This is a genomic window from Paenibacillus sp. FSL R7-0273 (genome assembly GCF_000758625.1).
Classification (GTDB): Bacteria; Bacillota; Bacilli; order Paenibacillales; family Paenibacillaceae; genus Paenibacillus_AQ.
This window is the reverse complement of record NZ_CP009283.1, coordinates 2,034,153-2,055,355: the sequence shown is the minus strand read 5'-3', so window position 1 is coordinate 2,055,355 and position 21,203 is coordinate 2,034,153. Positions and strand designations below refer to the sequence as shown.

The following is a 21,203-nucleotide window of genomic DNA, read 5'->3' as shown; positions in this document are numbered from 1 at the left end:
ATTAGTTCACTCCTTTGAGTTCTTCTACACCGTTGCCGATGCCGCATACATAGAATTCGCCGGTCAGGCCGGTTCTTGCAGTGTAAGCCTCGCCTACTTCACGGATGAAGCGTTCCACGTCATCTTCGTGAACCAGAGATACTGTGCATCCGCCAAAGCCTGCACCAGTCATCCGGGAGCCGAGTGTACCAGGAATGCGCTGCGCTTCCTCTACCATCACATCCAGCTCTTCGCAGCTTACTTCGTACAGGTCGCGCAGTGACACGTGGGAGTCGTTCATGAACAGTCCGAACTGCTTCAGATCGTTATTCTTCAGCACTTCTACAGAGTCAAGCACACGCTGGTTTTCTTCCACAACGTGGCGGGCCCGGCGGCGTACGGTTTCGTCTGCGATTTTGTCCTGGTGAAGCTCGAACTGCTCCGGCTTCATCTCTGCCAGATACGACAGGGAAGGCACTTCCTTCTTCAGGATAGCCAGCGCTTCATCACATTGGCTGCGGCGCTCGTTATATTTGGAGTCTACAAGACCTCTCTTTTTGTTCGTATTACTGATTACCAGCTTGTAGGCTCCGGTTGCAAAGGGAACCAGGCTGTATTCCAGCGTGTCACACATCAGGAGAATCGCATGATCCTGCTTGCCGTTAGCTACTGCGAACTGGTCCATAATCCCGGAGTTTACACCGACGTACTGGTTCTCGGCACGCTGGGACAGGAGGGCAATTTCAACCGTATCGGTATCTCCGCCCAGCAGGGACAGGAAGGCATAGCCTGTAACTACTTCAATGGAAGCGGAGGATGAAAGGCCGGAGCCGTTCGGGATTTCACCGTGGAACAGCAGGTCATAGCCGCCGGAGAGCGGAAGATCCTTTTTCGCCAGCTCAACCAGAACGCCGACAGGGTAGTCAACCCATTCGCCGGTTTTAGCTTTACCGATTTCACTGCTATCGATGGAAGCTTCATACGGGAAATTCGTGGAGGCGAACTGCACCTTGCTGTCGCTGCGCGGACGCACGATCAGGGTTGTTCCGAAATCCAGTGCTGCCGGGAATACATAACCGCCGTTATAGTCCAGATGCTCGCCGATCAGATTGACACGGCCCGGAGCGTAGAATACCCGCGCCTCCTCCGTGCTCTCCCCGTACTTCTCGATAAATTTGCTGTTAAGTTCCTGTATGCTCATAAATGCCACTCCATCCTTTCGTTGTATCACTGCGTCTTTGGAAGCTTGCTTGCGTTCTTTATGGTTACATTATAATAAAATCAGACTTGCCCTGATAATGCAATCATGTGTGTAATGTATGGATAAATGTGACTTTACGCGTTATACTTTGTTCAGGCAGGACCCCAGCTTCTGCACCCGCCTCCCTGCGTGCAGAGCATTGACAGCGTTAAGCCAAGGAAAGGATCTGTCAGCTTGGAACATACTTATTCCGTAGGATCAAATCCCGTATACTTCGAAAAGCAGAATCTGCATGTGCTGTTTGCCGGCGAAAGCCAGACCCTGCCGGTCCATCAGGCCGGCCCCAAAATCTACGATTACTACCTGCTTCACTTCATTGAATCCGGCTGCGGGCTCTTTACAACCGAGCACCGTAAATATGAGCTGGGGCCGGGCGACTGCTTCCTGATCCATCCGGGGCAGCTTGTCAGCTATGTCTCAGACCGACAGCAGCCCTGGCGTTACCGCTGGGCTGCCTTCACAGGAGCCGACACCGACAGCCTCGTGCTCCAGGCAGGCTTCGCGCCGCAGCAGCCGGTGCTGTCCACGGCAGAGGGGTCGGTAATCCCTGCCGCCCTGGAAGGGATGATGCAGGCTTTTTATGCCAACAAGGACAGCGCCCATCTTACCTCACTCGGCTACCTGTATCTTGTGATCGGTGAAGCAACAGAACGCCATCTTTCCGCTTCCCGCCTGCCGGGGGCAGAATCCCAGGTCAAGCGTACTGTGAAGCAGATGATTCATTATATGGCTTCCCAATATGCCCATCCGGTATCCATCGAGCAGATGTGCGCCAGCCTTGGCTACAACCGCGCTTATCTGTCACGGATTTTCAAGCAGGAGACAGGGCTCTCTCCGGTTACCTACCTGCTTAAGCTGCGCATCGAGAAATCACGCCAGCTGCTGCGCGAGCGCCCTGAGCTGTCTGTCGAGCAGGTGGCTGCTTCGGTTGGGCTGACTGATGCGCTGTACTTCTCGCGCCAGTTCAAGCGCTTCTGTGCCCAGTCCCCGACCGCCTACCGCCTGGCGACAGCCAGACCCGGGGAGAAATAGCCAGCCGTGCCCGTGTGCCGGACTCCTGCGCTTACCTGCTCCTGACAAGTTCCGGCTCTGCAGGTGGCACTATTTCTTATACTTGTCTGAGAGCCAGACCTTTATGTAAAACAATAGCCCGTTTCCATCATGCGGAACGGGCTGTTCAGGTTATGCTGCTATATCTAAACCACATATGGCGCTTTAGGGTCCTGTCCATGTTGTATTGCTTTGCCTGAAACAAATGGACGAGGAGATTAAGTTGAAAAAAGACAACTAATTCTTATAACACTCTTAGGTTTTAGAGTTTAGTTGGAAAAAAGCCACTTAATTATGCGTTTTACCCTTATAAGGTGTTAATAGGCCAAAATTAAGATGCTCTTTTACACCTAATTACCTGAAAAGCTCCAAAACATCGAAATTAAGTGTCTAAAATCCATCTAATGCCCCGGACACCCGCTTCTCACCAGAATCAAACGAGCATCAGGCAGCAGGCATGATACATCAGTATCAGGCATCAGGCATCAGACATCTGCCATCAGTCAAGCCTCAAACCTCAGACATCAGGCATCAGACATCAGACATCAGACATCAGCTCTCGCTCTCGGTCTTCAGGATCGTTTCGATCCGGTCCAGCTCCTCCTGCGAGAACTCCGGGTGGGACAGGCAGGCGATGTTCTCCTCAATCTGGCTGATCCGGCTGGCACCGATCAAGGCGGAGGTCACCTTGCCGTCCCGCAAAGTCCACTGCAGCGCCAGCTGCGCCAGACTTTGGCCGCGTGTGACAGCCAGCTGGTTGAGGGCACGGATTTTGCGCTGCACCTCAGGCGTTATCCCGTTCTCATCCAGCGCCGCAGACGGGCCGGCTGCCCGCGAATCCTCAGGGATGCCGTTGAGGTATTTACTGCTCAGCAAGCCCTGGGCCAGCGGTGTAAAGGCAATACTGCCGACCCCGTTCTCCTCAAGCACCTGCTGCAGCCCGCCTTCGATCCAGCGGTCCAGCATCGAATACCGCGGCTGATGAATCAGGAGCGGCGTGCCCAGCTTGTTCAGAATCCGGATCGCCTCCACCGTCTGCTCCGCCGTATAGTTGGACAATCCGACGTACAGCGCTTTGCCTGAGCGGACGGCATGGTCAAGCGCACCCATTGTCTCTTCGAGCGGCGTCTCCGGGTCCGGGCGGTGGGAATAGAAAATATCCACGTACTCAAGCCCGAGCCGCTTCAGGCTCTGATCCAGGCTCGACAGCATATATTTCCGCGAACCCCAGTCACCGTACGGCCCCGGCCACATATAATATCCCGCCTTGGTGGATATCACCATCTCATCGCGGTACGCGGAAAGCTCACGGCTCAGCACCTTGCCGAACAGCTCCTCAGCGGAGCCCGCAGGCGGGCCGTAGTTATTCGCCAGGTCAAAATGGGTAATACCGAGATCAAAGGAGCGCGTAATCATTTCCCGGCCGTTCTCGTAAGTGTTGATTCCGCCGAAGTTATGCCACAGTCCCAGCGAAATTGCCGGAAGCTTTAGGCCGGACCTGCCAGAGCGGTTATACTGCATCACTTCATACCGTTCATCACTAGCCACATATACCATTGCCGATCCCTGCCTCTCGCTAGCCTCAATTGCTTCACTACCCTAATTTAAACCTGGCGCTGCCGTTATAATCTTGCCGCTTAACAGAATTACGCTTTACAGCTGCTCAAGCACCCTGTTCATGACCTCTCCGATCCGGTCCGTAATAATCAGGTCAGCCCTGTGATCATAAGGAGTCGGCTCCCCGTTCAGCAGGACGGTATGGCGCCCGTTAAAATAGGTAACGAGGCTCGCGGCAGGCTGTACAGTCAGCGAGGTACCGCCGATAATCAGCAGATCGGCAGCGGCAATCGCCGCGACAGAGCCCACAAGCACATCATGATCAAGCTCTTCTTCATAAAGCACTACGTCCGGTTTGATGATGCTGCCGCAATCCCCGCAGCACGGAACACGGTCAGCAGCACCTGTAACGGCCTCCAGACTGTAAAAGCGGCCGCAGCCCATACAGTGATTGCGGTGAACCGAGCCGTGCAGCTCAAAGACGGCACGGCTGCCAGCCTGCTGGTGCAGCCCGTCAATATTCTGGGTGATTACCGCCTTCAGCTTTCCCTGGCCCTCAAGCTCGGCAAGCAGCAGATGCGCGCCGTTCGGAGCAGCTTCCGGATGCAGCATTTTGCTGCGGTAGAAATCAAAAAAAATGTCCGGAGAGGACATGAAAAAACGCCGGCTGAGCATGACCTCAGGCGGGTACGGGGAATTATGCTCGGTCTGATAGAGACCCGCTGCGGAACGAAAATCGGGAATCCCGCTTTCGGTCGAGGTTCCCGCTCCTCCAAAAAATACGATATTACCGCTGTTCTTAATCCAGGAAACCAGTGTCTGCACTTGATCCATAGCCTTCACACGCATCCTTTCCTTCAGCAGATTAATCCATTTGTAACGACAAGCTGATGGTAGCCGGTGATTACCGTATCGGCATCCAGCAGATGACCGGAGCTTCCTTCAGGTGAAATCCCGACGGACAGCCGCAGGCCTGCACCTTTGCCCAGCTGCATATCGGCGTTACTGTCACCGATTATTATGGTATTCTCCGGCAGCACCCCAAGCTCGCGGCAGGCCGTTTCAGCCATTTCCGGAGCAGGCTTGCCTAACCGCACACGGTCTCTTGTGACAACCGTCCCAAAATATCCGGTGATGCCCATCCATTCCAGCTGCTCACCGGTTGTCTTTGAGCCGTCAGAGGTCACAACGCCCAGCTTCAGCTTCAAGGCCGAACACTGCTGCAGGAACGGCAGCAGGCCCGGCAGAGGAATTGCGGCACGGCGCGCCCGCAGCTCCTCCATCGCCCCTTTGGCAATAGAATTAACGCGGGACACCGCTTCATTCCAGGGTACCCCTGCCCCATACAGATGCCAGGCCAATATGCCCGTTGTCTCTTCAGCAGTTGCCATAGCCAGCGGCCCGGCCGGGTCATAGCCGGTAAGCCGGCCGTCAGCACTGTGCCGGGTCCCCAGCACCCGGGACATGTCAGGCAGGCGTCTGTCACCGATGAGCGCCAGCTGATTATCAAGCCCTTCCAGCACCAGCTCTGCCCAGATGCCCCAGGTGGCGAGCAGGTCCAGCAAGGTGCCGTCCTTATCAAACAGTATGCTCTGGCACGGTACGGTCAGATTGTTAACATGCAGCAGCGGCATCATCCGACTCCTCTCAGCTTCTATAGAATCTATCGCAGGTTGCCAAGCCAATCCAGCATGGCTTTCGCAGTCTGGGTCTGCTGCTTCTCTTCGGTTATCGCCGGTTCGCCGTCACCCTTCTGCGGGCCGTAGCTGCCAAACTGGGCGTGGTTGCCGCCGTCGATGGAGAAATAGACGGTATTACCAGGCAGATAGCTGCGGCCTTCATTATAGCTGTCCCTGTTAACTACTGTATCGGCTGTGCCGAGTACGGATAAAACAGACAGCGTCGTGTTCTTTAAATTGCCCTTTTCATCAGGATAGGAGGCAAGAAAAAAGACACCCTCCAGCTGATCCTCATGCTCTGCCGCATAACGTGACGCCATAACTCCGCCGAGCGAGTGGCCTCCAAGTACAAAGGACCAGTCAGGGTGTGCACTGATAATATCTGCCGCCGCATTTCCTTTGATAACTGCCAGATTAAACGGCATTTTGGCTATGTAGAACGGATGTCCTGCAGTGGCCATTCTTTTGGCCAGAGGCGCATATGCCTCCGCCGCTACAAGCGCGCCGGGATAAAAAATAACGGCTGTGCCGCTTATGACTGAAGGCTCAAAGGAAATCCAGCCGTCAGTCTGCTCCACAGTGACTCCTCCGGCTGAGAGCAGTGCCGTTTCAGCATTGTGGGCCGGCGCATACGGTGTCAAATATCTCCACAGCAGCAGACCGGCAATAATCAGGAACACGGCAAGCGATAAGAGGATTCTGCGCCGGTTTATCGTTTTCTTCAATTAGGTTCACTCCCGAGTACTGCATACAAAAATTATAGAGGAATCACAGAAATCAAACAACCTTCAACATATCGCCACAAATAAACCCGCTGATAGCGCTTTCTATTGTGATTGAATTCACAATAAACCTGCTTAAAAACATGTATTTTAAAATTAAATTAAAAACTTATGCATGCAGAACGTAATTTAAACAGTACAACTTTGGGGGTTAGGCAATGGCAAGGGAGAACTTGCTGGAGACGCGCGGAGAGACCTTTTTTCTCAACCTGCGCTTCATGCTTATCGTCACTGTATTTGCCGGCAATGCGATCGAGCCTCTGATCAGCCGGATGGGCGGCGTGCACGGGCTTTATATGTGGATTTTCAGCTTCCATATGCCGCTGTTCGTGCTGGTAACAGGGTATTTCGCGAAGAAAAGCCTTACCGGCGGCGCAGGGCGCAAGGTACTCCTTCAGATCGGCATGCAATATCTGATCTTTCAGTCCCTGTATTCTGCACTTGATGCTTCCCTTTTCCATGTAGACGGCATTCATCATTCCGTATTCGCACCTTATCTGCTCCTGTGGTTTCTGGCGAGCCATGCCTGCTGGCGTCTTCTGATGCTGGGAATGGGTAAGTGGTCTGCACCCGCACAGATCGCCTTCGCTGTAACAGCCGGTGTGGCTGTAGGCTACCTGCAGGTTGACGGGGTCTGGTTCAGCATCAGCCGTACCTTTGTTTATCTGCCTTACTTCGTAATCGGCTATCATTTCTCTTTTGAAGCCTTTACCAGGCTGTACCGCAAATATATTAAAGCCGCCGCTGCTGCAGCCTCCCTGCTGTTCCTGGCCGTTCTGGCCCTGGCGATTCCCGAGCTTCACCTCGGCTGGCTGTACGGCAATATGACTTACATGCAGCTGGGCGCAGCTGCATGGTATGCAGGCGTATACCGGCTTGCGCTGTACGCAGTCCAGATTGCCGCTTCGCTCGCTTTTCTCGGACTCGTGCCTTATGGTGTCAGCCGGATGACCGACTGGGGCCGCCGCACGCTGTATGTGTTCCTGCTCCACGGCTTCGTGGTCCGGCTGGCCGCAGTCTCGGGAATCTACAGCTATATCGGCAATGCTGCGGGAGCTGCCCTGCTCGTGCTAGCAGCCGTGCTCTGCACTATATTGCTGGCCCTACCGGGCGTAAAACGCTGGCTTCACCCGCTGGTTGAACCGCCGGTGGACTGGATGATTACCCTGCAGCGCGCCGCACTCCGGCGAACACCCTAAGTTCACGGGCGGCATATCCCCTGCAACTACAAACGCCCGGCTCCATGAGCGGTTATCCGCTTATCAGGAGCCGGGCGTTTATGCGCGTCATTCTGCCGGCAGGGTATAGCTTATCTTCATTATAATATTCTGCGCATAATCACCGAACTCACGGCCGAACAGATTCAGCCCTCCCTGATTAACCGCCTCCGGATTGACACCGATCCGCAGCCGTACCTTGGGACTTTCCTTGACCTGCAGCATGCTGAGGCTGATATCGGATATCTTTTGCTGATTAAGGGTCGTCATTCCAGGCTCCACACGCCAGACTGTCAGCATTCCGTATTGTGTCGAGCCGTCAGGCCACCACTGCGGATTCAGTCTGCCGCGCCGGTCACCGAAATCACCGGGACAGCTCCACATGCCGATCTCCACACCGTTCACCCTTACAGAAATATCCGACGTCCAGCTCTGGTCATAATTCGGCGCTTCAGAACACAGCTCCATGGACAGCTCAAGCGCTTCAAGCTCTGCTCCCGCAGGAAGGTCTACCGGCAGCAGATACTCCACATACCCCCGGCTCAGCCAGATTATCTGGGCACTGATGCGTTTGGGATGATAGAAGCCCGCCGGTTCATCCTCCCTGATAATCAGCCCCTCGGCGCTGGCCATACCGCAGGTAGGCGCTGTCTCACAGTCACTGTAATGGCCGACCGGCATGTCTACCTCATAGACACAGGTCTGACCGCCGGAACCGGCCTTTGGCCCGCCAAGGCTAATCAGAATATTGCCGGAGGTGCTGGTGCACACCTTCATCGAGCCGCGGGAAGCGGGAGCTGAGGCAGTCCGGATCAGTCCGGCGGCCTCCAGCACTTTTACATTGCTGGCGACCGTTGATACCGGAAGCTCCAGTCTGCCGGCAATTTCAATAATATTAAGACTCCCCGCATTCAATAGCCGCAGAATATCGACTCTCGGCCGCGTGGACAGGGCATGGGCCACCGCGATCAGCCGGTCCGGGTCTTCAATGCTAAGCTCCTGCACTGGCGTATCCTCCTTCATACAAAATAGCTTTAAATCCGCGCCGCAACCCGGCATCCGGTGGATTAGGAGCCCGGCTATACCGGCTCATTCATCATTATTGAGCGGATCACCGTCAGCGGCACCTTAGGCTTTCTGTCATAAGTCAGCAGCCCGTTAATCTCCTGCTCGACATCGGTCAGCTGGGTGTAGCAGTAGCCCTGAATCACCGGTGATGTGAACATGGGTCCGACCACCGCTCTCAGCCGGCTCACAAAGTCCTCGCCGCTCTCCGCTCCGGAGTAGCCCCAGCCCTCCCACTCGCTTTTTTTGAAGGCAATGCCTCCAAACTCCGAAACAAGCAGCGGCTGCCCCTGGTACGAAGCCCCTCCTACAAAAATCCTGCGGTTCGCAGGCATGGCGTTAACGGCCGATTCAGCCGAGGCATATCTCTGCTCCAGCACCTCCCGGCGGCTCTCATAATCATGAATGGTAACCAGGTCTGTTGTCATATGCTCCCAGCCGTCATTATAAACCACAGGTCTCGTCCCATCGAGGGATTTCGTTAAATGATACATGGCGAGTCCATGCTGCTGCTGGCGTACATCAATCTGAACATTGGGAATCCCCCAGCTCTCATTAATCGGAACCCAGGCTACTATGCAGGGATGATTGTAATCACGCTCCATAATCTCCAGCCACTCCCGTGTAAAGCGGCGGATATAACGCTCTGAGAATTCATACGCATTAGCCGCCTCACTCCATACCAGCAGGCCGAGCTTGTCGCACCAGTAGAGGAAGCGCGGATCCTCTGTCTTCTGGTGCTTGCGGACACCGTTGAAGCCCATCTCCTTGGCCAGCTCGGCATCACGCCTCAAATCACCATCCGAGGGTGCTGTCAGGATTCCGTCTGGAAAATAACCCTGATCCAGCACGAGACGCTGATAATACGGGCGGTTGTTCAGGCAGAGCTTCCCGTTTTCCACTGATATTTTGCGCATTCCAAAATAAGCAGCGGCTTCATCAATCACCGTCTCCCCGCAGACAAGCTGAAACTGTACATCATACAGATTCGGGTGCTCCGGGCTCCATAGCCGGCCAAGCCCGTGATCGGTGAAATCGCCAAGGCCGATCGTCCGCTGCTGCTCCGCACCGCCAACCGCATACTCATCTTCGGCAATCCCTTCCTTATCAAAGCTGATTCTGACGCGGAGCTTCAACTGACCCGGCGTGTGTTCATAGCCATTCAGAAAAGTCTGTATCCCGACCTCATTGCGGTCAATATCCGGGGTAATCAGCGTTTTGGCCAAATAAACGTCCGACAGCGGCTCCAGCCACACACTCTGCCAAATTCCGGTGGTCCGGGTATAAAATATAGAAGCAGACTTCTCCAGCCAATACTGCTTGCCCCGGGGAAGAGTAACATCGCGGCTGAAATCCTCCGCCCTCACGACCACCGTATTACTACCATGAACCAGGGATGCCGTAATCTCTGCCTGAAAAGGGGTATGTCCACCTTCATGCACGGCGGCAAGCTGTCCGTTAATCCAGACCTTTGCCAGATAATCTACCGCCCCGAAGTGCAATACAATTCTCTTGCCGTTCCAGTCTGCGGGAAGCTCAAACGTTCTCCGGTACCATACTACATCATGAAAAGAAGGGTCAGCGATTCCGCTAAGCCTGCTCTGAAAAGCAAACGGCACCTGTATGGTCCGGTCAGAAAATGCTCCCGTCTCCCCCGTAAACCAGCGCTCTGCTTCACCGGTGCGCTCATCATCAAAGCTGAAATCCCACTCCCCGTTAAGGCTCTGCCAAGCCTTGCGCACAAACTGGGGTCTCGGGTACTCCGGACGGGGGACTGGGGTATGGCCTGCTTCATTCATCAAAATGAGCTTCACTCCTGTCATTTCATTTAATTATTACAGATTAATTAGAATAAATAATTAATTACAATACAGACTAAGAATAATATCCGTTAAAACAATTCAGATTATAATGCCGGCCTTTCTTGGTGTCAACGCTTACAATTTATCTTTTGGGCACTATGACTACGCCTCAGATCTGATGCTCAACCGTGTCCGCAATGTATTATTTATTACATGTTTATTGTAACAATACGAAGCACCCATTATTTTACTCCCATCATTCAAAAGCAGGCTGGTTACCCGCGGGAATCACCGGAGGGACGCAAGATAACCGCTTACGCCGCATCAGGTCCGCAGCCTGATCCCCATAAGCCGACAAACTTCACATTGTCCGGTAGAAAAAACAGGCCTTTTATGATAGACTCACTAATAACAATTGCTGGCTGCCTGCTTCGGGAGGCTTGTCAGACCTTGTTAAATACGGCATTGTTTTTTATAGAAACGGCTCCGCCCTCCTTCTGAATGAAGCTGGACCCCGTTCTTTCTATAATCCGCAGATACGCATCTTTCGGGATTGCAATGCGTTAATGCGACACTATATCCGTTCAACAAATTTCGGGAGGGAATGTTATTATGGCAGCCAAGAAAATGCGTTCAGACATGATTAAAAAAGGCTTCGACCGTGCACCGCACCGCAGTCTCCTGCGTGCCGCAGGCGTAAAGGAAGAGGATTTCGGCAAACCGTTCATTGCGGTCTGTAACTCTTACATCGACATCGTACCTGGACATGTACATCTTCAGGAGTTCGGCAAAATCGTCAAGGAAGCGATCCGCGAAGCCGGCGGCGTTCCTTTTGAATTCAATACAATCGGCGTAGATGACGGGATTGCCATGGGCCATATCGGCATGCGCTATTCACTGCCAAGCCGCGAGATCATCGCAGATGCACTGGAAACCGTTGTTTCCGCGCACTGGTTCGACGGCATGGTCTGCATTCCCAACTGTGATAAAATCACCCCGGGCATGATGATGGGCGCCCTGCGCGTCAACATCCCGACAATCTTTGTCAGCGGCGGACCCATGAAGGCCGGCGTTGACAGCAAAGGCAACAAGCTCTCCCTTACTTCCGTATTCGAAGGCGTAGGCGCGCATCAGGTCGGCAAAATCAACGATGCTGAGCTGCTGGAGCTTGAACAATTCGGCTGTCCTACCTGCGGCTCCTGCTCAGGTATGTTCACAGCGAACTCCATGAACTGTCTGGCTGAAGCCATGGGACTTGCCCTTCCGGGTAACGGAACAATCCTGGCAGTGGCTGAAGAGCGCAGAGATTTTGTCCGCAAATCAGCAACCCAGCTGATGGAGCTGATCAAGCTGGACCTGAAGCCGCGTGATATCGTAACCAAGGAGTCACTGGATAACGCCTTCGCACTGGATATGGCAATGGGCGGCTCTACGAATACAGTGCTTCACACATTGGCTTTGGCCCAGGAGGCTGAAATCGATTATCCGCTGGAACGCATCAACGAAGTGGCGAACCGCGTACCTTATCTGGCCAAGCTGGCACCAGCCTCCGACATCTTCATCGAGGACGTTGACCGGGCAGGCGGCGTAAGCGCCGTGCTGAACGAGCTGCTTAAGAAGCCGGGCGCCATCTTCGGCGACTGCATGACCGTCACCGGCAAAACCATTGCCGAGAATGTCCGCGGCCACGAAATCCTGGATACCAGCGTCATTCATAAGCTGGACAACCCGTACTCCGAAGTGGGCGGCCTCGCTGTACTGTACGGCAACCTCGCTCCAGAAGGCTCGATCATCAAGGTCGGTGCGGTTGATGCTTCCGTCGGCGGCTACCACAAAGGACCTGCGATCTGCTTCGACTCGCAGGAAACTGCGCTGGAAGGCATCGCTAACGGCAAGGTTAAGGAAGGCCATGTCGTAGTTATCCGTTACGAAGGTCCGAAGGGCGGACCGGGCATGCCGGAAATGCTTGCCCCTACCTCCCAGATCGTCGGTATGGGCCTTGGCGCCAAAGTCGGTCTGATCACTGACGGACGCTTCTCCGGCGCATCCCGCGGAATCAGCATCGGCCATATCTCGCCGGAAGCTGCTGAAGGCGGACCGATCGCGTTCGTTGAAGACGGAGACATCATCGAGCTGGATCTGATCAACCGCAAGATCGAGCTGCTGGTTGATGAAGAAACACTGGCTACCCGCCGCACAGGCTGGAAGGGCTTTGAGCCTAAGGTCAAAAAAGGCTATCTGGCCCGTTATTCCGCACTCGTTACCAACGCCAGCAAAGGCGGCGTGCTGAAGATTTAATAATCGTTGTGTGCAGGTCCCGGACGTTTAATGCGTCCGGGACTTTTTTTATGTGCGGACCTTTGCTGTATACGCGTCCGGGGCTCTTTTGGATGAAGTGAAAGACTAATGCCGGCGTTTACAGGTATAGCCTCTGCCAGACGAATAACTGCATTTTGTACAATTAAAAGGCCTGTTTTACCCGGGATTGCAAATATAGCTGTATTCTATGCAACTATCCGGCCGCATAAATTGCAGCTAAGCTATTCAGCCGGCGGATAATCCGCTAAACTAAATTCAGTATTAGACGAAAAATAAGAGGATGGCCAGCAGGCTGTATATCAGATAACAAAAAAGACAGGAGCTCAAAAGCCCCTGTCCTATCCTGTCCTGCTCAAGTTATAACAATAATAATTGCCTAGTCAAATTAACGATTCAGTCAGCTAATTATGTTAATGGACAGCCGTCGCGCCCGGAAGCTCAGCTTCCAGGGCCAGCTCCTCTTCCCTTGCCCGCTCACGCGTCTTAACCTGCTTCTGCGGCCGCTGCTGGTTCATCTTGTCAAGCAGCTCCGAGACCGGCATGAGCATCATCTTCGGCACCAGCACCTCACTGCGCTCCTTGAGCCGTGCCCCGCCTGCCGGATGAATGACACTGAGCAGGATGCTCAGATAAAATTTGGTCGAACGGGCAAACCAGCCGTCCGGAAGATCAAGCACCATGAAGCCGAATTTCTCGGGTCCGCGGTTAAGCATGCTTACCCCGTACAGCGCCTTGGCTTCGGCCAGATCCATGTCTGCGGCAATCCGTTCCGCCAGCACCGGCAGATCCTTTTCCATACGCCGGATCATCCGGATGGCCAGCTGTGCAGAGGACCGGGAATGCACGCCGAGCTCGAACAGCTGCCTGTTGTCAATATGCAGCTCAATAATCGGGTCGCCTTTGGCCAGGCGTTCACCGTTATCCATCAGCACAGGCTCGCCCTGATACTTGCGCAGCCGGTAATGCAGAAAGGGGTCAGCCGGGGCAATCGTCTTAATCCGGAACAGGAACTGGAAGCACTGCTCCCAGATCAGCCATAAGCCGACGACCAGGCGTTTGCCGAAGGAGAGCCGCGAGATCGGGGAGGTCTGTACCTGCCTGATCATCTCGTCAATCCGGATGCTCCGCAGCCCGCGGCGGTCCGCCTCCTGCAGCATGCGCTCCAGGGCGGTCAGCATATGCTCCGGTGCTTTGGGATCAGCGCCCAGTGTCGTACCGCAGTCATGCAGAAGCATTACCTCACCGGGGCCCAGCTTGTTAAGCAGCTTGCCGGTCAGGCGCTCCGCACCCAGCTTTTCCTTCCAGTCCCCAAACATCGCTGACCACAGAACAATCTGCACCTGACGGCGCTTGGAGAAGTCGAACAGGTTAACAATCCCCCACGGCGGACGGTAATACGTGCTGCGCACACCGGTAATACTGTAAATAATGTCATCTGTACGCTTAATCTGCTGCTTTACGGTTGCAGGCCGCATCAGCCAGTTGGTTTTGTGCACATAATTATGAATTCCGATGAGATGACCCTCATCATGGATACGCTTTATAATCTCCGGATTCTGCTCGGCGTGTGAGCCTACGACAAAGAAGGTCGCCTTGGCATCATACCGCTTTAGAAGATCCAGCAGCAGCGGTGTATAGTGCGGGTCCGGCCCGTCATCAAAGGTAAGGGCAAATTCACTGCGCCCGATTCCCTTGCGGAAGACGCGGTAGCCGAAAATTCTGCTGATCATTCCGGGAATGAAAGCATAGAAGGTAGAAATGTAAAATAACCAGAGCAGCAAAGTCTGCATGTATATTCCCCGCTTTTCCAGAGTTGACTTTGGCTCGTTTTACGGGTACGGCCAAGTAGGGTGACAGTTGTCGGAAAAATCCGCAAAAAGAACGTTACCCCCTATTTTAACACAGGTGCTAAAGAAAAAGACGCATTTTTATTAAAATCGTGTACAATGAATGCATGTTAAATTTGTCATTTACTCTAAAAAGAAACCATTTTTCCGGAGCAACGTAAATTCAGCTAAAACGGTCTTATGAAAAAGGAGTCGTGTTAATCTATGCTGCCGCTGTACAAAAAATATTGGCGAACGTTCTTTGACATCGGACTGGTCGTGCTGACGGTGTATCTTGTTATGCTCGCGTTCAGCAAGCTGTACCAGCTCGCCGCACCTGTATTCCTGTCTTTTTTTGTGTTCCTGCTGATTGAGCCGCTGGCCCGCTTCCTCAACCGCAAAGGCCTGGGCAAGCCCTTCGCCTCAGCCATCTCTGTCATTCTGTTCCTGGTCATTCTGCTCGGCATTCTGTTTGGCGCCGGTCTGCTGATCGCTACTCAAGCGCTGCAGTTCCAGGAAAGCCTGCCGAAATATACGGCGATTGTCCAGCAGCATTTTACGGAAGCCACTACATATCTCCAGCTGCAGATTGATGCGCTGCCGGCCGATCTGACCGACAAAATCAACGGCTATTTTACCGATGCCACCAACGTCCTGTCGGGCTGGCTGGTTGTTTTCTTTAAATATATGATCGGAGCGCTTGGCTCCTTCTCTTCCTTTATGGGAAATTTCGGAATTGCAATTATTCTCGCCTTCTTCCTCAGCATGGAGATCAAGGACTGGCGCAAAATTGCCCATGATAAAATGCCAAAGACGTTCAAGACGGCTTACGCTTTTGTACAGGGGAACGTGTTCAAGGCTATCGGCTCTTACCTCAAGGCACAGCTGATCCTGATCAGCATCACCTTTGTTATCGTCCTGGCCGGCCTGCTTATTCTTGGTACCGGCAATGTATTGACACTGGCGCTGGTCTGTGCCGTCTTTGATGTGCTGCCGCTGCTTGGCGTATCGACTATTCTGATCCCATGGATCATTTACCTGTTCATCATCGGCAATACTTCCCTGGCCATCGGCCTGATCGTCCTGCTCGCTGTGGTGCTGATTGTACGGCAGCTGCTCGAGCCCAAAATCACAGGTAACTCAATCGGAGTATCCTCCGCTTTCCTGATGCTCTCATTCGTCATCTTCTCGATGTCAGCCTTCGGTGTCGCCGGACTGATCCTGTCGCCGATTCTGCTCATTCTTATTAAGGAGCTGATCCAGCAGGGCTATCTGCAGCGCTGGATCTACCTCCCGCAGGAGGAGTTCATTGTATCACCGTTCGCAGCTTCTGGACCGTCAACTGCCGGCGGCACCGTGTCCGGCGAGCCTGCTGAAGAGCCTCAGGTCCCTTCGGATGAGGCCGACAGCAAGTCAAAAATCTGACCAAACAGCCGGGTAGCGGCATGCTCACTGTCCGGAGCCACATTCTCCACGGCTACGGACACGGCATACCGTGGATGGTCAGCCGGCCCGTAGCCGATAAACCACTGGTTGTTGCGGGGCATCCCCTTCACCAGCGTCTGGGCTGTTCCGGATTTGCCGGCAACCGGCCACTGCGTGCTGCGCAGCCGCTTTCCGGTTCCCTCGGTTACGACCAGCCGCATCCATGACAGCAGCGCCTGCGAGGTCTCACGGGAGACGGCGCCTGCAGCAGCCGGCGCCAGATGGGCGGGCAGCTCCTGCAGCGTCTGCCCGTTCCGGAAGGCGACGCGCTGCAGAATGCGCGGCGCCCGCACTTCCCCGCCATGCAGCAGCGTCACTACCAGATTCGCCGCCTGCAGCGGCGTCATGGTTACATCCCGCTGGCCAATGGCGGTCTGCACCCTGGCCCCGGCGTCGTCCGGTACCAGGGTGCTGAAGATCCGGCCCGGCTGCTCGCCAGCCAGCGGCCGGAGCACCGGCTGGCCGAGCGTGTCCGCGGCCTGCCAGCCGATGTCTCTGCCCAGGCCGAGCGCAAGCGCTGCGGCCTGGAGCTGAGCGCCGCTGAGCCGCTCGGCCAGCGAAGCGAATACGGTATTGCAGGACACGGCGAACCCTTGCGCCAGCGTGAGGGAGCCGTGTTTTTTGCCGTGAGGGCAGGACAGGTGATACCTGCCGAATTCGCCGGAGCAGAAGAAGCGTTCCTCCGGCGAGGTCAGGCCGGCCTCCAGCGCTGCGGCGGCCGTTACAATTTTAAATACAGAGCCTGGAACCGCGGCCTGCAGCGCCCGGTTATTCCACTCGCCCCCTTCGGGCGAAATATGGTTAGGATCATATAAAGGCAGTGACACCATCGCCTCAATGTCACCTGATCTGGAATCGAGAACAACCACGGCACCTTCCTTCACCCCGGCCTTCACAGCAAGCTTTTCTATCGCTTCCTGCAGCTCTTTGTCAATCGTAGTATAAACAGAGAGCGGATAATACGGATTCCCCGGTGCTCTGACTTTCAGCCGGCTGCCAGGGAGCCGGTTGCCGCGCGCATCGACCTGGGCATACACCTCAGTATGCCCAACGCCCTGCAGCAGCGGCTCCAGCGTCTTCTCAAGCCCGTCCGTTCCGGACAGCGGGACCCGCAGTCCGGTAGGGGACTGTCTGGCGGCTGCCGGTGACAGCTCCGACAAGTAGCCCAGCCACTGACGTCCCGTTGCCGCTTCGTCATACCTGCGGACATACGGCAGCGCACGCACGCCGCTAATCTCAAGCTTCTCCACCCGCTCCGCCTGGTCCGGGGTCAGTGCCAGCGGGTCCCGGCCGTCTGCCGCCGGCCAGAGCAGCGGCTCCTTCAGGCCGCGGATCCGGCTGTCCAGCTCTCCATACGTCACGCCAAGCACAGTTGCAAGCTGCTCCAGCTTCGGTTCATCTGCAGTTCCTGCCTTCTCCTCCTGCGGAAAAAAAGCCGCCGTCCATACCGTCTCGCCGGCAAGCGGCTTGCCGTCACGGTCATAGAGCCGCCCCCTCCCGCTGTCGAGCACTGTCTCCCTCTCGCTTTGAATTTCGGCCATTTGTGCCATTGTATATGAAGCGCCCGGCACGTTCCGGTTCTTCAGGACAACCTGCACCCAGGCCAGCCTAAATATCAGAACTCCAATAAGAGCCGACAGTATTAGCAGGCTCCAGACGATACGTTTATTCAAATGCCTATGCAATAGTACTCCTCCTGCTGATACCTGTACATTGAACGGTCAGGCCTTCTGGCTCCTATTATGCCCAACTTGCCGATTTATACCATAAATTCTACAGAAGCGTGTAAGCAGCATATTAAAAAAACCGTACTGTCCCAAAGGACAGCACGGCTGAAGTAAATCATACACTGAACCTGGACAACCGTTCCTTAAGCCTTAGCGAAGCACGCTCCAGCCTGCCGGACAGCTCAACCAGATAATCACTCACATTCTGCTGCTCACCGCTCAGTGAAGCAACCTCCTCGGAAGCTGCTGAGGATTCCTCAGCAAATGAACTGACGTTCCCGATCGTCTCGGATAATCCTCTTTGGGACTGGCTTAGCCCGGCAATGGATTCCGAGACGGAATCCAGTCTCGTTATGAACTGGTTCATCCGCTCCTGTACAGATACGAAAATTTCACTTGTATCCCGGACCGCCGCCATCTGCTCCGTGAAAAGCGGAGCCACTTGAGACAAGGTGCTCACAGTCTCATTTATATCTTTAATGATCGTATCGGTAGTTTCCGCGACCACGGCAATCGAGCGCTTGGACTGGTCGGCAAGCTGGCGGATCTCATCAGCCACCACCATGAAGCCGCTGCCCGCCTCACCTGCCCGGGCTGCCTCGATTGTAGCATTCAGCGACAGGATGTTGGTCTGCTGTGTAATGTTCTGCATCACATCCAGCACCTTAATGACTGAAGATGCCGTCTCCTGCAGCTCGTTTACCTTCTGCACGAGAGTACCGGTCATAGTGCCCGTGCTGCCGGTTCTGACCAGCAGCTCCTGCAGCTTCGCCACTCCCTCCTGGCTGGATTGCCCGACACTATGCGCCGTGCTGCTCATTTCCCGGGCAGCCCCTATAACTTGGGAGGTCTGTCCTGAGATTCTCTCCGTCATTTCATTGCCCCGGTCCGCCTCCAGCGCCAGGCTTCCGGCACCCCCGGCAATCTCCTCGGTTGCCGAAGCAATATCCCTCGCTGCCATTGCCGTCTTGCGTGAGGCACTCCCCAGCGCATCTGCTGTTTCAAGCACTTCCCGGGCGGTCTCATTTGTGTGGATTACAAGCTCGTTAATCCGCTCCATCATCATGTTGAAGGAACCGGAGAGCTGGCCGATCTCATCCTGTGACGTTACCTTGGTCCGTACCCGGAGATCACCCTCAGCCCCGTGAAACATCAGCATTTTCAGCCGGTTCAGCGGACCCGAAACCATCCGGACCATCCAGAAGCCGATCAGAACCGCGATAACAGCAGCGGCCGCTACAGCTATGTATGTAGTATTCAGGATACGGCCCGCATCCTTAATCAGATTCTCGGAAGGCACTACACCGAGCACCCTCCAGCCCGAGCTTGCCAGAGTGCCGTACACGGCCAGAATCGATTTGCCCTGTTCATCCTTGGTCGGCAGTGAGCCTGAAGCCTGGCTCAAGCCGTTAAAGAGCGTTCCGCCCAGGCGAAGATAGGAATCCGTCTCCTGCTGCTGTGAGGTAGCAATCAGCTCGTCCTTGCTTGTCAGCAGCTGGATATAGGAATCCATGCCCAGGCTGACCTTGCTCAGCTGGCTCTCGATTTCAGCGGTCTGGATATCACAGATAGCTATATAGCCTGTGCCCCCGGCGTTACCGCCAACCGACTTGGCAAAATGGAAAACCCCTGTATTCTCCCCCTCTTTTACAGCCTGGGTAATCCATAGGCTCTGAGGCTGCCCGCGCAGCTGGCTGAACCAGTCATTGCCCCGTATTCCTTCAATAAAAGCGCTGTCCGCCGTCCCTGAAGCCACAACCGGAAGGCGCTCATCCAGCGGGACAAGGTACACAGCCTGCATATTACCGGCAGCAGTCAGCCATTCATCCAGCTCAGCCTGAATCCGTGCAGCCGCTGCCCTGCCGGTATCACTGCCGCTTGAAGCAGACACCGCTGCGGACTGAGCGGCCTGCACTATCGTCTTGTTGTAAAATAGCTCGCCCAGCCGGTCCTCGAAACGCAGCAGAATAACATCCAGCTTCTCTGCTGTCTGCTGTACGGTCTGTTCGTTGGCTGCCAGAGCGTTCGTTTCAATCGTATGTTTGGCTACAGAATACGAGGTGTAGCCGAGTGACAGAACGATTCCCATGGTAGTGATAAAAAACACCAGGAATAACCTCGTCCCTAATGATCTGGATGGAAGCAGCCGGGATAAGCCTTTGCTGCCTGCTCTTGAATTGCCCACAATAATCACCGCCAAATTTCATGATCTTTTTGCACATAACCGCATTTAATCATAAACGATTAAGCTTACAGTTGCTGTGATTTTGTTCTATCAGGCGATTAGTGCCGAAGTTTCCCTTAAAAGATTGGAATCTCCACCCTACTTCATCCTTTTCCCCTCTTGAAATCGCCTACGAAAAGGGTTATAACTAAATTATATTATCAAATCATCATTTTGTTATTATATTTACACTAACATTTAATAACAAAATAAATAAAGTTATCATTGCCTGATTATAAAATTAGCAAAGCGGGTGTTGCAAAATGTCACGGCTAAATGAATACATCGGAGGCGTTACCTGGGGCTTCATGGGCAAACGCGGAACGTGGGCAACTGAGGCCGCCGGGACCTCAATGGAACTTATGAAATCGGTTACGGGAGCCAATTGGACGGCAATTGCCTTCAGCGCTTTTCAGGCTACTGCCCAGTCTACAGCCATTCCTTACCAGGAGCCGCCGACGGTTACAGATGATGAAGTGCTGTGGGCAATCCGCAAGGCCAAGTCACTGGGCTTAAGGGTCTGTCTGAAACCGATTGTGAACTGCGCTGACGGTACATGGCGGGCACATATCAATTTTTTTGACAAGGATGTTCCTTGTGAGCCCAAATGGTCTGACTGGTTCCGTTCTTATACCGCCTTTATTCTGCACTATGCCGCGATTGCCGAGGAGACCGGCTGTGAGATGTTCTGCATCGGCTGTGAAATGGTACAGACGGACCGGCGTGAAGCAGAATGGCGTACGCTGATCGCTGAAGTCCGCAAGGTCTACACTGGTGTACTGACCTACAATTGCGATAAGTACCAGGAAGACAATGTGACCTGGTGGGATGCGCTCGATGTAATCTCCTCCAGCGGTTATTATCCTGAAACAGACTGGGAAGAGCAGCTGGACAGAATTGAAGCGGTGGTGCAAGCGAACGGCAAGCCTTTCTTCTTTATGGAAGCCGGCTGCCCGAGCCGCAGCGGAAGCGCAGCGATTCCCAACGACTGGTCACTGCCGGGCGCACCGGATCAGGAGGAGCAGCTCCGGTTCTACCGGGCGATGTTCGGCGCAAGCGGGCGCCGCAGCTGGGTGCAGGGCTTTATGCTCTGGGACTGGCCGGCTGAGCTTTACCCGCTGGAGGAAGCGTCAGCCAATGATGATTACTGTATGTACGGCAAGGCGGCTGCACCGGTTATCAAGGAATATTTTACATCCAAAATAAATAGTAAGGAGTGAACGTTACATC

At 54.4% G+C, this 21,203-nt stretch carries 15 protein-coding genes; 5 read left to right on the top strand and 10 right to left on the bottom strand.

The window, feature by feature from the left end:
* Position 1: 1 nt before the first annotated feature.
* Positions 2-1,180, bottom strand: a complete 1,179-nt coding sequence (locus R70723_RS08760) for a galactokinase (RefSeq protein ID WP_039871420.1) — start codon at positions 1,178-1,180, stop codon at positions 2-4.
* 234 nt (positions 1,181-1,414) lie between these two features.
* On the opposite strand from R70723_RS08760, the gene R70723_RS08755 reads away from it, so the two are divergent.
* Positions 1,415-2,272: an AraC family transcriptional regulator gene (locus R70723_RS08755; RefSeq protein WP_039871418.1), complete on the top strand. Its 858-nt coding sequence runs from the start codon at positions 1,415-1,417 to the stop codon at positions 2,270-2,272.
* A 570-nt stretch (positions 2,273-2,842) separates the two neighbouring features.
* Here R70723_RS08755 and mgrA read toward each other — a convergent pair.
* The 4 genes from mgrA to R70723_RS08735 all read right to left on the bottom strand — a co-directional run bounded on the left by mgrA (position 2,843) and on the right by R70723_RS08735 (position 6,251).
* Positions 2,843-3,847 carry an L-glyceraldehyde 3-phosphate reductase gene (mgrA, locus tag R70723_RS08750; RefSeq protein ID WP_039871417.1) on the bottom strand — a complete coding sequence of 335 codons (1,005 nt, stop codon included), beginning with the start codon at positions 3,845-3,847 and terminating at the stop codon, positions 2,843-2,845.
* 96 nt (positions 3,848-3,943) lie between these two features.
* Entirely contained in the window at positions 3,944-4,681 is a 738-nt protein-coding gene (locus R70723_RS08745; RefSeq protein WP_047171074.1) for an NAD-dependent protein deacylase, read from the bottom strand.
* 23 nt (positions 4,682-4,704) lie between these two features.
* Positions 4,705-5,481: an HAD family hydrolase gene (locus R70723_RS08740; RefSeq protein ID WP_039871415.1), complete on the bottom strand. Its 777-nt coding sequence runs from the start codon at positions 5,479-5,481 to the stop codon at positions 4,705-4,707.
* 29 nt (positions 5,482-5,510) lie between these two features.
* Entirely contained in the window at positions 5,511-6,251 is a 741-nt protein-coding gene (locus R70723_RS08735; protein ID WP_039871413.1) for an alpha/beta hydrolase, read from the bottom strand.
* A gap of 215 nt (positions 6,252-6,466) precedes the next feature.
* Here R70723_RS08735 and R70723_RS08730 point away from each other — a divergent pair, with 215 nt between their 5' ends.
* Positions 6,467-7,507: an acyltransferase family protein gene (locus R70723_RS08730; RefSeq protein WP_039871411.1), complete on the top strand. Its 1,041-nt coding sequence runs from the start codon at positions 6,467-6,469 to the stop codon at positions 7,505-7,507.
* A gap of 87 nt (positions 7,508-7,594) precedes the next feature.
* Here the strand turns inward: R70723_RS08730 and R70723_RS08725 are convergent, their stop codons facing one another.
* Together R70723_RS08725 and R70723_RS08720 are read right to left on the bottom strand one after the other, a co-directional pair.
* The gene (locus tag R70723_RS08725) at positions 7,595-8,530 is read right to left on the bottom strand and encodes an ArsR/SmtB family transcription factor (RefSeq protein ID WP_039871410.1); all 936 of its coding nucleotides are present in this window, start codon (positions 8,528-8,530) and stop codon (positions 7,595-7,597) included.
* A 74-nt stretch (positions 8,531-8,604) separates the two neighbouring features.
* Positions 8,605-10,389 (bottom strand): glycoside hydrolase family 2 protein, encoded by a 1,785-nt coding sequence (locus R70723_RS08720; protein WP_039871409.1) that lies wholly within the window; start codon positions 10,387-10,389, stop codon positions 8,605-8,607.
* A gap of 615 nt (positions 10,390-11,004) precedes the next feature.
* Between R70723_RS08720 and ilvD the strand changes: the two genes are divergently transcribed.
* Complete coding sequence (ilvD, locus tag R70723_RS08715; RefSeq protein WP_039871407.1) at positions 11,005-12,690, top strand: dihydroxy-acid dehydratase; 1,686 nt, start codon at positions 11,005-11,007, stop codon at positions 12,688-12,690.
* Between the two features lie 431 nt (positions 12,691-13,121).
* Here the strand turns inward: ilvD and R70723_RS08710 are convergent, their stop codons facing one another.
* Positions 13,122-14,501, bottom strand: coding sequence for a polysaccharide deacetylase family protein (locus tag R70723_RS08710; RefSeq protein ID WP_039871406.1), 1,380 nt, complete (start codon positions 14,499-14,501; stop codon positions 13,122-13,124).
* 261 nt (positions 14,502-14,762) lie between these two features.
* On the opposite strand from R70723_RS08710, the gene R70723_RS08705 reads away from it, so the two are divergent.
* Positions 14,763-15,962, top strand: coding sequence for an AI-2E family transporter (locus R70723_RS08705; protein WP_039871405.1), 1,200 nt, complete (start codon positions 14,763-14,765; stop codon positions 15,960-15,962).
* Here R70723_RS08705 and R70723_RS08700 read toward each other — a convergent pair.
* Together R70723_RS08700 and R70723_RS08695 are read right to left on the bottom strand one after the other, a co-directional pair.
* A complete protein-coding gene (locus R70723_RS08700) occupies positions 15,920-17,707 on the bottom strand; it encodes a peptidoglycan D,D-transpeptidase FtsI family protein (protein WP_039871404.1) in 1,788 nt (595 codons plus the stop codon). The two genes, R70723_RS08705 and R70723_RS08700, sit on opposite strands and share 43 nt — an antisense overlap.
* Positions 17,708-17,864: 157 nt before the next feature.
* Entirely contained in the window at positions 17,865-19,934 is a 2,070-nt protein-coding gene (locus R70723_RS08695; protein WP_144027068.1) for a methyl-accepting chemotaxis protein, read from the bottom strand.
* 302 nt (positions 19,935-20,236) lie between these two features.
* Here R70723_RS08695 and R70723_RS08690 point away from each other — a divergent pair, with 302 nt between their 5' ends.
* Positions 20,237-21,193: a glycoside hydrolase family 113 gene (locus R70723_RS08690; RefSeq protein ID WP_039871402.1), complete on the top strand. Its 957-nt coding sequence runs from the start codon at positions 20,237-20,239 to the stop codon at positions 21,191-21,193.
* Positions 21,194-21,203: the final 10 nt, after the last annotated feature.

Bases quoted from the DNA above. Each gene is read 5' to 3' on its own strand.
- R70723_RS08710 (WP_039871406.1), bottom strand. From the start codon at position 14,501: ATGCAGACTTTGCTGCTCTGGTTATTTTACATTTCTACCTTCTATGCT.
- ilvD (WP_039871407.1), top strand. From the start codon at position 11,005: ATGGCAGCCAAGAAAATGCGTTCAGACATGATTAAAAAAGGCTTCGAC.
- R70723_RS08690 (WP_039871402.1), top strand. From the start codon at position 20,237: ATGTCACGGCTAAATGAATACATCGGAGGCGTTACCTGGGGCTTCATG.
- R70723_RS08745 (WP_047171074.1), bottom strand. From the start codon at position 4,681: ATGGATCAAGTGCAGACACTGGTTTCCTGGATTAAGAACAGCGGTAAT.
- R70723_RS08705 (WP_039871405.1), top strand. From the start codon at position 14,763: ATGCTGCCGCTGTACAAAAAATATTGGCGAACGTTCTTTGACATCGGA.
- R70723_RS08720 (WP_039871409.1), bottom strand. From the start codon at position 10,389: ATGAATGAAGCAGGCCATACCCCAGTCCCCCGTCCGGAGTACCCGAGA.
- R70723_RS08760 (WP_039871420.1), bottom strand. From the start codon at position 1,180: ATGAGCATACAGGAACTTAACAGCAAATTTATCGAGAAGTACGGGGAG.
- R70723_RS08730 (WP_039871411.1), top strand. From the start codon at position 6,467: ATGGCAAGGGAGAACTTGCTGGAGACGCGCGGAGAGACCTTTTTTCTC.
- mgrA (WP_039871417.1), bottom strand. From the start codon at position 3,847: ATGGTATATGTGGCTAGTGATGAACGGTATGAAGTGATGCAGTATAAC.
- R70723_RS08740 (WP_039871415.1), bottom strand. From the start codon at position 5,481: ATGCCGCTGCTGCATGTTAACAATCTGACCGTACCGTGCCAGAGCATA.